The sequence below is a fragment of the Kitasatospora misakiensis genome (assembly GCF_042656005.1).
GTDB lineage: Bacteria > Actinomycetota > Actinomycetes > Streptomycetales > Streptomycetaceae > Kitasatospora > Kitasatospora misakiensis.
On sequence record NZ_JBHSOF010000051.1, the window covers coordinates 11,637 to 23,701 of the forward strand.

The following is a 12,065-nucleotide window of genomic DNA, read 5'->3' on the forward strand; positions in this document are numbered from 1 at the left end:
GTAAGTGAAGAGAAGGGGCCGGTGAGTCACGCTCAGAGTGGTTTGACGGTGACCCCGTCGGGACCGGCCAGCAGCAGCGACCGGTCCGGCACGGCCGTCCAGTCGGGGTGGTCGTCGGAGGGCTCGGAGGCGACCAGCACGCCGAGGCCGGGCACCGTCCGGTGGTGCAGGGTGTCGCCCCAGGCGGTGGCGGCGATCTCCCGCCCGTCGGTGAGCAGCAGGTTCATCCGGCCGGTGGTGTGCGCGGCCGCGTCCGTGACGGTGCCGGCCAGCGCGTCGCCGAGCGCGGCGCCCGCGCGCAGCCGGTGCAGCGCGAGCGCCCACAGCAGGGCCGAGTCGGTGCGCGCCACCAGGCCGAGCAGTTCGGCGGGCGGCAGCAGCGCGGCGAGCGCGCCGGACCGCTCCGGCCAGCCGGCCAGCGCCCCGTTGTGGCTGAACAGCCAGCGCCCGGCGGCGAACGGCGCGGCCGCCTCCTCGCCCGCCGCGCAGCCCTCGGTGGCCGAGCGGACGGCGGCCAGCAGCGCCCGGGTGCGCAGGACCCGGGCGAGGTCGGCGAAGGAGGCGTCCGCCCAGATCGGCCCGGCCCGCCGGTAGCGGGCCGGCACCTCGTCGCCGTCCGCGTACCAGCCGAGGCCGAAGCCGTCCGCGTTGACGGTGCCGTACTGCTGCAGGCGCGGCGCCCAGGACTGCCGGTGGAGGCCGAACGGCGGATCCACCAGCAGGGTCCGGGGGGACACCGGCTCGCCCAGGTAGGCGAGGTGGCGGCACATCAGCCGGCCTCCGCGGCGGAGCCGGTGCCAGGTCCGGCGCCGGAGCCGTCCGGGACGTCGGCGGCGGTGCGGAACCCGGCGAAGATCTGCCGCCGGACCGGGTAGTCCCAGTTGCGGAAGGTGCCCCGGCAGGCGACCGGCGCCACCGCGAAGCAGCCGCCGCGCAGCACCTTGTACTCCGGCCCGAAGAACACCTCCGAGTACTCCCGGTAGGGCCAGGCCCGGAAGCCCGGGTACGGCCGGAAGTCGCTGGCCGTCCACTCCCACACGTCGCCCATCAACTGCCGTGCGCCGTAAGGGGACTGGCCGGCCGGGTAGCTGCCGGCCGGGGCCGGGCGCAGGTGCCGCTGGCCCAGGTTGGCGTGCTCGGCGCCGGGGGCGCCGTCGCCCCACGGGTAGCGGCGGGAGCGGCCGGTGGCGGGGTCGTGCCGGGCGGCCTTCTCCCACTCGGCCTCGGTCGGCAGCCGGCGCCCGGCCCACCGGGCGTAGGCATCCGCCTCGTACCAGCTGACGTGCAGCACCGGTTCGTCGAGCGGCACGGGCTCCAGCACGCCGAACCGGCGGCGCAGCCACTGGCCGTCCTCGTGGCGCCAGAACAGCGGCGCGGTCAGGTCGGCGCTCCGCCGGTGCGCCCAGCCCTCGGGCGTCCACCAGTGCGGCTCGTCGTAGCCGCCGTCCTCGATGAACCGCAGGTAGGCGGCGTTGGTGACCGGCGTGGTGTCCAGCCGGTAGGCGGGCAGGTCGACCCGGTGGGCGGGGCGTTCGTTGTCCAGCGCCCAGGGCTCGGTGTCGGTGCCCATGGTGAACGGGCCGGCCGGGACGAGCACCTCGCCGGGCAGCGCGGCGGCGTCCGCCGGGGCGGGCGGCGGCGCGGGCGCGGCCAGCGCGGGCTCGCCCCTGCGGAGCTGGTGGGTGATCAGCATCGTCTCGTCGTGCTGCTGCTCGTGCTGGGCGATCATGCCGAACGCGAACCCGGCGGTGAGCAGCGGCGCGCCCTCCAGGGGGCTGGCGGCGAGCAGGTCGAGCACCCGGCCGCGGACCTCGCCCGCGTAGGCGCGGGCCTCGGCGGGCGGCAGCAGCGGCAGGGTGGGCCGCTCGGCGCGCGGGTGCTCGAAGGCGTCGTAGAGCGGGTCGATCTCGGGGTGCATCGGGTCGAGGCCGCCGACGTTGCGCAGCAGCCAGAGCTCCTCCTGGTTGCCGATGTGCGCGAGGTCCCAGACCAGGGGCGACATCAGCGGGGAGTGCTGGGCGGTGAGGTCGCGGTCCTCGACGCAGTCGGTGAGCGCGGCGGTGCGGGCGCGGGCGGCCAGCAGCTCGGCGGCGATCGTCTCGCGCAGGGCCTCGGGTGCGAGGTCCTCCAGCGCGAGGTCTGCGGGGGCATGCGGCGCAGCGGCGGCAGGCGCGGGGGCGGCCCGGTGCGGGTCGCGGGCGGTCCGGGCCTCGTGGGCGTCGCGGGCGTCGTCGATCATGGTGCGGCCACCTCCGGGGGAGTGCGTCGGGTGCCGGTGCGCAGGGCGTCCAGCTGGTCGTCGGCCGGGCAGCGGCCGCGCGCGGGGTAGCGCTCGGCGAACGCGGCGACGGTGGCGCGCAGCCGCTCGGCGCCGGGCAGGCGGCCCAGCGCGGCGTCGGCGGCGGCGAAGCAGGAGAGGGCGGCGCGGCGCAGCTCGGGGTCGGCCGTCGCCAGGGTGGCCGCCCGGCGCCAGAGGTCGCTGCGCGGCGGGCGCGGACCGTCGGCGCCGCGCGCCGGCTCCAGCGGCTCCAGGGCGGCGAGCGTGGTGTCCGCGGCGACCGGGTCGTCCAGCAGCGCGGTGGTCAGGGCGGCGGGGACGATCCAGCCGTCGCCGGGCTGGGCGTCGATCATCCGCAGCTCCAGGTGGCCGCGCGGGCGGACCGGCGGGAACAGCGTGGTGCGGTGGTAGTCGAGGTCGGCCAGGGTGGGCCGGCGCTCGCCGGCGCCGCGCAGCCAGTCCCGGAAGGTCAGCCCGGTGGGCGCGGTCCACGGCAGGCTGTCGCGGCGGCGCACGCAGAGCACCTCGGCGTCGAGCACGTACCGGGTCCAGGCCTCGCGCGGGTCGCCGTGGTCGGGCGCGGGGGCCAGGGTGCGGGTGGGGTCCATCCGGGACCAGACGGTCTGCCGGGTGGACCGGTGCCCGGTGGGGCGGCCGTCCAGCAGCGGGGAGTTGGCGAAGGCGGCGACCAGGACCGGGCCGAGCAGGTGGGCGAGGCGCCAGCGGCGGTCCAGCGCGTGCGGGCCGCTCTCGGTGCCGGCGTCCAGGCAGACCTGGAGCGAGGCGGTGCCGGTCATCATGATCCGGCCCCACGGGCCGGCGGAGTCGAAGTGGTGCTCCATCGCGCGGTAGCGCGGGTGGTCCAGCACCATCCGGCGGGGGCGGGCCTGCGGGTCGGTACCGGTCCCGGTGAGGCGCAGGCCCTGGGCGGCGAAGGCGGCCCGTAGGGCGGCGAGGTCGCGCCGGGTGTCGGTGACGCAGGCGATGAGGCTGTCGGCGGGCGGGGAGCTGAGCTCGACCTGTCCGCCGGGTTCGAGGGTGAGGCGGGCGCCGGAGGGGAGCGAGGTCCCGTCGGGGCCGCCGATCGGCAGTGCGTCCAGTGCGGCGTTCAGCCGTTCCGGGGCGACCGGTTCGGTGGGACATCGGTCGTCGTGGACGAACCACTCGACCTCGACCCCGATCAGCCGGGGAGGTCCGATCTTGAAGCAGACGCCCGACATGTGGCGGCGCGCGGCCGATTCGGTGAGCGGACTCACCGCGTCGGCGGGCGGTCCCGCGCTCTGCCGGTCGGGCGAACTGGTCGGTCGTAGGGGTATCACCGGACTCACCATCCTCGGGACACGGTTGCGGCCCGAACTACCCTGCCCAGTCTGCTACGGACCATGCGGGGGTGCCGCGCAAACATCTGGTGAAGGGGTGTCCGCGCAGGTCAGGGGCGGTGCGAACGGGTGAATCGGGCCGATCGGTGGCCCCGGATCAGTCCCCGGACCAGCCCCCGAACCAGTCCCCGGATCAGTCCTCGGGGAGCGTGGATCCGGGCGCCGGCCGGGCGGCCGCGCGGGCCGCCGGACGCGGGACCGAGGGGGCGGCGGAAGGGCCTGCGGAAGGGCCGGCCGGGTGAGCCGCCAGATGGGCGGCCAGGCCCCGCCGGCCGCGCCGCATCATCACCGCGTGGTTGGCCCGGAACAGCGGCCGGGCGGGCAGCGCGAGGCGGCGCAGCAGCGGCTTGGCCGGGCGGGTGTCCTCCTCGAACAGCACCAGCGCGCCGCCCGTGCCGTCCGCCGCGACCGTCCAGCGCGACCAGCCGGTGAGGTCCCCGTCCATGCGCGCCTCCAGGACCCCGGCGGCGCGGTCCCGTCGTACGGCGGTCAGCCCGATCACCAGCCGGTAGGGGAGCAGCGCGCGGACCAGCACCTCGCCGCTGTCCGGCCCGGTCTCCCGGACGGCGCGGATCTCCGGCCACCAGCGCGGATAGCCGGGGACGTCGGCGAGCGCCGCGAACACCGCCGCCGGCGGGGCGGCCAGCCGCCACACGCCGCGGAACCGGTAGTGGTTGGGGTCCACGGGGGCACTGTAGTCCGGGCCCGGCCCGCTCCGGCAGAGGGCCGGGCCGACCCACTCCGGCCCGGGGTGCTACCCGCCCGGTTCGGCCAGGGTGAAGGCGGTGTTCACCAGCGCCACGTGACTGAACGCCTGCGGGGTGTTGCCGAGTTGGCGCCGGGCGTGCGGGTCCCACTGCTCGGAGAGCAGCCCGAGGTCGTTGGCCAGGCCCACCACCCGGGCGAACAGCTCGCGCGCCTCGGCCCGCCGCCCGGTCGCGGCGAGCGCGTCGGCGAGCCAGAACGAGCAGGCCAGGAACGCGCCCTCGCCGCCGGGCAGCCCGTCGGTGTCCGGCGTCGGACGGTAGCGGCGGACCAGCCCGCCGTGGTCGAGGCCGTCGCGCACCGCGTCGACGGTGCGCACCACCCGCGGGTCGTCGGGCGGCAGGAAGCCGGTCTTGACCACGAACAGGGTGGCCGCGTCCAGCCCGTGCCCGCCGTAGTGCTGGACGAACACGCCGCGCCGCCGGTCGTAGCCGTGGGCGCAGACGTCGGCGTGCACGGCCTCCCGCATGGCCCGCCAGCGGTCGAGCGGCGCGGGCAGGCCGGTGGCCTCGGCGAGCCGCACCGCCCGGTCGGCGGCGACCCAGCACATCACCTTGGAGTGGACGAAGTGCCGCCGCCCGCCGCGTACCTCCCAGAGGCCCTCGTCCGGTTCGCGCCAGTGCTGTTCCAGGTAGCCCATCAGGGCGCGCAGCAGGGTCCAGACGTGCCGCTCCATCGGGATGCCGGCCAGCAGCGCGAGGTGCAGGGTGTCCACCACCTCGCCGTGGACGTCGAGCTGCAGCTGGTCGACGGCGGCGTTGCCGAACCGGACCGGGCGGGAGCCGCGGTAGCCGGGCAGCCAGTCGGCGACGGTCTCGGTGACGACCCGCTCGCCGGCCACCCCGTAGAGGGCCTGGAGGTCGCGGGGGTCGCCGGCGATGGCGCGCAGCAGCCACTGGCGCCAGGCGGCGGCCTCCTCGCGGAAGCCGCCGCGCAGCAGCGCGGAGAGCGTCATCGAGGAGTCGCGCAGCCAGCAGAACCGGTAGTCCCAGTTGCGCGGGCCGCCGATCCGCTCGGGCAGCGAGGCGGTGGGGGCGGCGACGATGCCGCCGGTGGGCCGGTAGGCGAGCGCCTTGAGGGTGATCAGCGAGCGGAGCACGGCGGCCCGCCACTCGCCGTCGTAGCGGCAGCCGGCCGCCCAGCGCTGCCAGGCGTCGAGGGTGGTGAGCAGTGCCGCCTCGGGGTCGCCGCGCGGGGTGGTGGGCAGGTGGGAGGGCTGCCAGGTGAGGACGAACGGGACGCGCCGGCCGGCGGTGACGGTGACCTCGGAGACGGTGGTGCCGTCGGCGCCGTAGGTGTGCACCCCGGGCGGGACGCGCAGCCAGGCGGAGTCGGGGCCGGCGACGGCGACCCGGTGGTGCCCGGTGCGGCGCACCCACGGGTTGATCCGCCCGTAGTTGAACCGCAGCCGCAGTTCGCCGCGGATCGGGACGGCGCCCTCCAGGCCCTCCACGATCCGGACGAGTTGCGGGGGGCGCCGTCCGTCGGTGCCGCGCTGCGGCATGAAGTCGGTGATCCGGACCCGGCCGTCGGGGGTGTGCCACTCGCTGTCGAGGACCAGGGTGTCCGCCCGGTAGCGCCGGCTGGCGCACTCGGCGGCTCCGGCGGGGGCGAGCCGCCAGGCGCCGTGCCGCTGCTCGCCGAGCAGCGCGGCGAAGCAGCTGGGGGAGTCGAACCTGGGTAGGCAGAGCCAGTCGACCGAGCCGTCCCGGCCGACCAGGGCGGCGGTCTGCAGGTCGCCGATCAGGGCGTAGTCCTCGATGCGTCCGGCCATCGGGTCCATTCTCGGCCCTCCCGGCGCGGTCGGCGCGGGGCCGGGCGTCGCCCGGCCGGGGCGCCGGGTGGCGTCCGACGGGAGTGACCGGTGCCCGTCCGGCGGGAGTTCGGGACTCCGCTTGCATGCGTTCGAGGTGCGGAGGAGGATCTTTTGTGCTTGTAGTCTCATCAGTCACAGCCGCCACGCCAGGCAGCTGGTGCACCAGAACCGGAGTGAAGGAGTCCCGAGGATGCGGCGACCGAACTGGGTACCGGAGGGCACGGACCTGGACAAACCGAACGCCGCCCGGGTCTACGACTACTACCTCGGGGGATCGCACAACTTCGAGGTGGACCGGGAGATGGCCCGCAAGGCGATCGCCCTCTGGCCGGAGCTGCCGCAGATCATGCGCTCCAACCGCGCCTTCCTGCGCCGCGCCGTCCAGTTCACCGCCGAACGCGGCATCAGCCGCTTCCTGGACATCGGCTCCGGCATCCCCACCTTCGGCGCCGTCCACGAGGTCGCCCGCGCCGTCCGCCCCGAGGCCCGGGTGGTCTACGTGGACCGCGACCCGGTCGCCGTCGCGCACAGCCGCCTGCTGATGGCCGACGACCCGGACAGCCAGGTCGTCCAGGCCGACGTCCGGGACGTCGACGACCTGATGTCCCGCCCCGAGGTGGCGGAACTGCTCGCGGCCGGCGAGCCGGTGGCCGTCCTGCTGGTCGCCGTCATGCACTTCGTCCAGGACGCGGACGACCCGTGGAAGCTGATCGCGGTGATCCGCGACGCCCTCCCGCCGGGCAGCGCCCTCGTCCTCTCGCACGCCTCCCTGGAGGGCCGCCCCGACCAGGCCGAGGACCACCAGCGGCTCTACCGGATGACGCCCACACCGCTGACCATGCGCACCGTCGAGCAGATCACCGGCATGTTCGCCGGCTTCGACATCGTCGAGCCCGGTGTCGTCTACCTCCCGCAGTGGCGCCCGGACCAGCCGGAGGCCGTCGGCGAGCACCCGGAGCGGATGACCGGGGTGGCGGGTGTGGGGTTCCGCCCGTGACCGAAACACCGGAACCGAGCAGCGGCGCCGAGCGGTTCCACGCGGACTGGGCGCGGCTGCTCTCCGGTGACCACGGCACGGCCGTCCCGCCCGGCCTGCTCGGCCGACTGGTGTCCAGGACCGCCGGGCTGCTCCACCGCGCCCAGCGGGACGACCCGTTCGAGCCGCAGCTGGCCGCCGAGGCCGGCGCGGAGCTCGTGGACGCGCACTTCACCGACCCGATCGTGCTGGCCCGCGCGGTGGAGCTGCTCCAGCGGCAGCCGTCCGGGGACGGCCGCGGACCGGCCCTCAGCGGCGCGTTCGCGGCCGGCTGGGCGGCCGCCCTGCGCGAGCGCACCCTCCGCGAGCAGGAGGCCATCCGCACCGCCGCCGACATCGCCCGCAAGGAGGCCGAGCGGGCACTGCGCGCCTCCGAGGCGCGCTTCCGCGCGCTGTTCGAGAGCGCCGCGATCGGCATCGGCATCGGTGACACCGACGGCAACATCCTGGCCGTCAACAAGGCGCTCCAGGAGCTGTTCGGCGCCGGCCCGGAGGACATGATCGGCCGTCGGGTCGGCGACCTCGTCCACCCCGAGGACGGCGACGGCGTCTGGGAGACCTACGAGGAGCTGATCAGCGGCAAGCGCGAGTACTTCCAGTTCGACAAGCCGTACTACCGGCAGGACGGCGAGGTGGTCTGGACGCATCTGACGGTCTCGCTGATCCGCGACGACGACGGCCGCCCGCAGTACCAGGTCGCCATGCTGGAGGACGTCACCGACCGCTACCGGCTCCAGGAGCGGCTGCGCCACCAGGCCACCCACGACCCGCTGACCGGGCTGCCCAACCGGGCCGCGTTCTTCGAGCGGCTGGAGAAGCTCTTCGAGGAGCCGGACCCGGGCGCCCGGTTCGGCCTCTGCTACGTCGACCTCGACGGCTTCAAGGTGGTCAACGACAGCCTCGGCCACGACACCGGCGACCAGCTGCTGTCCGCCGTCGCGGCCCGGCTGAAGGCCGCGCTCAGCCCGCTCGGGCACCTGGTCGCCCGGCTCGGCGGCGACGAGTTCGTCGTCCTGCTGGAGAACAGCCGGGGTGAGCAGGAGGCCGTCGCCGCCGCCAAGACCGTCCTCAAGGCGCTCGCCGGGCCGGTGCTGATCGGCGATCACAAACTGGCCGTCGGCGCCAGCGTGGGCGTCCTGGAGCGCCGGGTCTCCACCACCACCCCCGGCGCCGCCGTCCGCGCCGCCGACCTGACGCTCTACCGCGCCAAGGAGGCCGGCCGGGGCCGCTGGACGCTCTTCGACCCCAAGGAGAACGCCCGCGCCGTCTCCCGCTACGCCGTCTCGGTGCGGATGCCCGCCGCCCTCGACCGCGGCGAGTTCTTCATCGACTACCAGCCGCTGTACGCGCTGGCCGACGGCCGGCTCGCCGCCGTCGAGGCGCTGGTGCGCTGGCGCCACCCGCAGCTCGGGGTGCTCGGCCCGGACGAGTTCGTCACCACCGCCGAGGAGACCGGGCTGATCATGCCGCTCGGCCGCTGGGTGCTGGAGCAGGCCTGCGGTCAGGCCGCCGACTGGATCAAGCGGTTCGGCGACGCCGCGCCGCAGCTCAACGTGAACCTGGCGGTCCGTCAGGCCCGCAGCGCCGCCCTGGTCGGCGACCTCGGCCGGATCCTCGACAGCACCGGCCTGGACCCGGCCCGGCTCCAGCTGGAGATCACCGAGTCCACCGTGGTCGGCCCGGAGGACGAGGCGCTGCGCACCCTGCACGGGCTGGTCGACCAGGGCGTCTCGCTCGCCGTCGACGACTTCGGCACCGGCTGGTCCAACCTCGCCTACCTGCGCGACCTGCCGGTCTCCGGGCTGAAGATCGCCGGGTCGTTCGTCGGCGACCTGCACGACCCGGCGAAGGACGAGGAGACCGGCTGGCGGATCGTCAGCGGCCTGGTGTCGATGGCGCACGCCCTCGGGCTGACCGTCACCGCCGAGGGCGTGGAGACCGGTCGGGACGCTGAGCGGCTGCGCGTCATCGGCTGCGACTGGGCGCAGGGTTGGCACTTCGGGCGCCCGGTGCGGCCGGCCGAGATCGCCCGCCGGATCGCCGAGGAGCCGCAGGGCCGCCCGGTCGCCCGGTCGCTCGCCGAGGGCGGCCGGTGACGCACCGCGAAAAGGGAATAAAGCGGGGCATATCCCCTTGACGCGGCGGGGCGTACGAGCGCACGATGAGGGCCTGGTAGTCCTCGCACCGCAGGTGCGGAACAGGACTCCATCGACGACGGACCGGCGCCTCCCGGCGCCCGGGACGGGCGGTGCGCACCCCCTTCGGCCGCCCGGCTCCCGATGACCGCCCCGCGCCCGGTCCGCCCGTTCAGCAGCCCCCTCGGGGCTTCTCTCCGGGGCCGTGCCCTGCGCATCCGTCAAACGCACCGGGCCCGCCCCGTCCCCATCCGGGCCGCGCCGCGCCGTCAGCGCCGGGCGCGCCCGTCACAGCCAGGGGCCCGCGTCGCCCCCGCCGCCCTGCGGCCCGTCCGGCGCCGCCCGCCACCTCCTCGCCGAGAGGCCGGCTCGCGAGATGAGCACCACCGCGCCCCCGAGCGCCCATCCCGACACGCAGCACGACATGCAGCACGACACGCACCATGACGGCCACCCGCTGCGGCGGGCCACCGACCGGGCCACCGACCGGGACACAGTCCACACCCGGCCGATGCGCCGGGCCGGGGACGACGTCGTCACCCGTCACACCGTCAGCCTGGTCGTCCCCGCCCGCAACGAGGCCCGCAACATCCCCTGGGTGTTCGAGCAGATCCCGCGCTGCGTCGACGAGGTCATCCTGGTCGACGGCTCGTCCGTGGACGCCACCGTCCCGATGGCCCGGTACTGCCTGCCCAGCGTCCGCAGCGTCGCCCAGCGCGGCCCCGGCAAGGGCAACGCCCTGCGCACCGGCTTCGCCGCCGCCACCGGCGAGTACGTCGTCATGATCGACGCCGACGGCTCCATGTGGCCCGGCGAGATCCCGCACTTCCTGCACTTCCTCGACCACGGCTACGACTTCGTCAAGGGATCGCGCTGCATCGCCGGCGGCGGCTCGCTGGACTTCACCAGGGTCCGCTCGCTCGGCAACCGCGCCCTGCTCGCCCTGGCCAACCGCCTGTACGACGCGAGCCTCACCGACCTGTGCTACGGCTACTGCGCCTTCCGCCGCTCCTTCCTGGACGCGCTCGACCTGCGGTCCACCGGCTTCGAGATCGAGGCCGAGATGATCGCGCACGCGCTGCGCTCCGGACTGCGGATCGCCGAGGTGCCGAGCCTGGAACTCCCCCGCCGCAGCGGCCGCTCCCACCTGCACGCCGTCGCCGACGGCCGCCGGGTGCTGAGGACCCTGATCTCCGAGCGTCCCGGCGCCCGGGCCTCGGCGGACGCCCCAGCGGAGGAGCAACGATGAATGGCTCCGACCGGCGCACCGCAGCTGCCTGCCCGCGCCCTGCCGCCCGCGACTCGCTCTACACCCCCGTCCGCGTCGTCGACCTGGACCTGGACGAGCCGAGCGGGCTGCGCTCGCCCGGCGGCTCCGGTGCCGTCGACCCGGTCGGCCGCGTGTTGGCGTTGGTGCGGCTGCACGGACACCCGCTCGGCTTGGTCACGGCCACCGGAACAGCGGGCGACAGCGCCGCGCTGCGCCGGGCGCTGGTCGATGCCGCTCACCGGGAACTGCGCGTTCCCGCCCTGTCCACCGCGACACCCGCGGCGCGGCCGAGTCGGGTCGGTCGTGCCCGGGTGCCCGCGGGCCCGGTCACGGTCAGCGTGGTCGTCGCCACCCACAACCGGGTGGGAATGCTCGGGCAGTGCCTCGACTCCCTGTTGCGGAACGGCTATCCGCGCTACGAGGTCATAGTCGTGGACAACGCCCCGGCCGACGCCGCCGCCGAACGGCTGATCCGCGACCGGTACGCCGGCCGGGTCCGCTACCTGCGCGAGCCGGTGGCGGGCCTGGCCCGGGCGCACAACCGAGGCCTGGCCGCCGCCCACGGCGAGGTGATCGCGTTCGTCGACGACGACACCCTGATCGACCCGAACTGGATCTCCTCAATCGTCGAGGTGTTCCGGGCGGACGACCGGGTCGGCTGTGTCACCGGGCTCATCCTGCCCGCGGAGCTGGAAACCCCCGCCCAGGCCGCCCTGCACGCGCACGCCGGCTTCGACAAGGGCTTCGCCACCAGGTCCTGGTCACTGCGGCAGCCACCGCCCGACCACCTGTTCCCGTTCACCGCGGGTGCCTTCGGCTCCGGCGCGAACATGGCCTTCCGGACGGACGTCCTGCGTGCCTTCGGCGGCTTCGACCCGCTCATCGGGACGGGCAGCCCGGCGCGCGGCGGCGACGACCTGCTGGCCTTCTTCCAGGTGATCGTCAACGGCCACACGCTGGTGTACCAGCCGGAAGCCATCGTCTGGCACCGGCACCACCGCACCGAGGAGGCGCTGCTCCGCCAGGCCTACGGCTACGGCGTCGGCCTCGGTGCCTACCTGGTGGCGGCCGCCGTCCGCGAGCCGCACATGCTGCCCGAACTCCTGCGCCGCCTCCCCGGCGGCCTCCGCCACGCGGTCCGCCGCGCCCGCGCCGAGCCGGACCCCGGCGCGGCGGGCCGTTTCGGGCACACCGGGTCCGCGCACTGCGCCGCCGCGCTCCGGGCGCGCGAGCGGCGCCTCGCCCGGCTGGAACTCCGCGGGCTGCTCTACGGCCCGGTCGGCTACCTGCGCAGCCGCTTCGGCACCCCGGTCGCCGCGGCCGTCGAGCCGGCCGCCTCCGCCTCCGCCTCCGTCGACCCCTCCCCGTCACCGTGGGGGTGAGCGC

At 75.6% G+C, this 12,065-nt stretch carries 9 protein-coding genes; 4 read left to right on the forward strand and 5 right to left on the reverse strand.

The annotated features are described in order from the left end of the window. Window positions 1–32 precede the first annotated feature (32 nt). From egtC to ACFP3U_RS29665, 5 genes are all read right to left on the reverse strand, one after another. Window positions 33–770 carry an ergothioneine biosynthesis protein EgtC gene (gene egtC, locus ACFP3U_RS29645; protein ID WP_380228795.1) on the reverse strand — a complete coding sequence of 246 codons (738 nt, stop codon included), beginning with the start codon at window positions 768–770 and terminating at the stop codon, window positions 33–35. Beyond that, window positions 770–2,239 (reverse strand): ergothioneine biosynthesis protein EgtB, encoded by a 1,470-nt coding sequence (egtB, locus tag ACFP3U_RS29650; protein ID WP_380228796.1) that lies wholly within the window; start codon window positions 2,237–2,239, stop codon window positions 770–772. The genes egtC and egtB overlap by 1 nt, the downstream gene beginning before the upstream one ends. Then, on the reverse strand, window positions 2,236–3,597 hold the full coding sequence (gene egtA, locus ACFP3U_RS29655; protein WP_380228797.1) for an ergothioneine biosynthesis glutamate--cysteine ligase EgtA: 1,362 nt from the start codon (window positions 3,595–3,597) through the stop codon (window positions 2,236–2,238). The genes egtB and egtA overlap by 4 nt, the downstream gene beginning before the upstream one ends. Window positions 3,598–3,790: 193 nt before the next feature. After that, window positions 3,791–4,342 (reverse strand): SRPBCC family protein, encoded by a 552-nt coding sequence (locus ACFP3U_RS29660; RefSeq protein ID WP_380228798.1) that lies wholly within the window; start codon window positions 4,340–4,342, stop codon window positions 3,791–3,793. A gap of 69 nt (window positions 4,343–4,411) precedes the next feature. Beyond that, a complete protein-coding gene (locus tag ACFP3U_RS29665) occupies window positions 4,412–6,196 on the reverse strand; it encodes a glycoside hydrolase family 15 protein (RefSeq protein ID WP_380228799.1) in 1,785 nt (594 codons plus the stop codon). A 232-nt stretch (window positions 6,197–6,428) separates the two neighbouring features. On the opposite strand from ACFP3U_RS29665, the gene ACFP3U_RS29670 reads away from it, so the two are divergent. The 4 genes from ACFP3U_RS29670 (at window position 6,429) to ACFP3U_RS29685 (ending at window position 12,061) form a co-directional block, all read left to right on the forward strand. Then, window positions 6,429–7,235 carry an SAM-dependent methyltransferase gene (locus ACFP3U_RS29670; protein WP_380228800.1) on the forward strand — a complete coding sequence of 269 codons (807 nt, stop codon included), beginning with the start codon at window positions 6,429–6,431 and terminating at the stop codon, window positions 7,233–7,235. Further along, window positions 7,232–9,370: a putative bifunctional diguanylate cyclase/phosphodiesterase gene (locus ACFP3U_RS29675; RefSeq protein WP_380228801.1), complete on the forward strand. Its 2,139-nt coding sequence runs from the start codon at window positions 7,232–7,234 to the stop codon at window positions 9,368–9,370. Before ACFP3U_RS29670 ends, ACFP3U_RS29675 begins: the two co-directional genes overlap by 4 nt. A 463-nt stretch (window positions 9,371–9,833) precedes the next feature. Continuing rightward, window positions 9,834–10,658: a glycosyltransferase family 2 protein gene (locus ACFP3U_RS29680; protein ID WP_380228802.1), complete on the forward strand. Its 825-nt coding sequence runs from the start codon at window positions 9,834–9,836 to the stop codon at window positions 10,656–10,658. Next, window positions 10,655–12,061 (forward strand): glycosyltransferase family 2 protein, encoded by a 1,407-nt coding sequence (locus tag ACFP3U_RS29685; RefSeq protein ID WP_380228803.1) that lies wholly within the window; start codon window positions 10,655–10,657, stop codon window positions 12,059–12,061. The genes ACFP3U_RS29680 and ACFP3U_RS29685 overlap by 4 nt, the downstream gene beginning before the upstream one ends. Window positions 12,062–12,065 lie beyond the last annotated feature (4 nt).

Excerpts from the sequence above, each read along its gene's own strand:
- ACFP3U_RS29685 (WP_380228803.1), top strand. The coding sequence starts at position 10,655 with ATGAATGGCTCCGACCGGCGCACCGCAGCTGCCTGCCCGCGCCCTGCC.
- ACFP3U_RS29670 (WP_380228800.1), top strand. The coding sequence starts at position 6,429 with ATGCGGCGACCGAACTGGGTACCGGAGGGCACGGACCTGGACAAACCG.
- egtB (WP_380228796.1), bottom strand. The coding sequence starts at position 2,239 with ATGATCGACGACGCCCGCGACGCCCACGAGGCCCGGACCGCCCGCGAC.
- egtC (WP_380228795.1), bottom strand. The coding sequence starts at position 770 with ATGTGCCGCCACCTCGCCTACCTGGGCGAGCCGGTGTCCCCCCGGACC.
- ACFP3U_RS29680 (WP_380228802.1), top strand. The coding sequence starts at position 9,834 with ATGCAGCACGACACGCACCATGACGGCCACCCGCTGCGGCGGGCCACC.
- ACFP3U_RS29665 (WP_380228799.1), bottom strand. The coding sequence starts at position 6,196 with ATGGCCGGACGCATCGAGGACTACGCCCTGATCGGCGACCTGCAGACC.